The sequence below is a fragment of the Corynebacterium sp. HMSC073D01 genome, from assembly GCF_001815555.1.
GTDB classification, from domain to species: Bacteria; Actinomycetota; Actinomycetes; order Mycobacteriales; family Mycobacteriaceae; genus Corynebacterium; species Corynebacterium glucuronolyticum.
On the sequence record NZ_KV821082.1, the window covers coordinates 86,426 to 86,671 of the forward strand.

The following is a 246-nucleotide window of genomic DNA, read 5'->3' on the forward strand; positions in this document are numbered from 1 at the left end:
ATGAAAGGCTGCTCCCGAAAGAGCAGCGACCTCGCCGTCGATCCACACGACCTCAGGATCCCACACCCCTCAATGAAAGGCTGCTCCCGAAAGAGCAGCGACCTTGCCGACGGTGAGAACGTGGAGAGGTGGCATAGAAACCCCTCAATGAAAGGCTGCTCCCGAAAGAGCAGCGACCTTAGCTAGGTAGCTGTCTGCGGGAAGTTTCACATAGCCGCCCTCAATGAAAGGCTGCTCCCGAAAGAG

At 57.3% G+C, this 246-nt stretch carries 1 protein-coding gene; it reads left to right on the top strand.

The features are described 5' to 3' along the window. On the top strand, window positions 1-186 hold a 186-nt coding region (locus tag HMPREF3044_RS13265), incomplete at its 5' end, for a hypothetical protein (RefSeq protein WP_210400554.1). Window positions 187-246 lie beyond the last annotated feature (60 nt).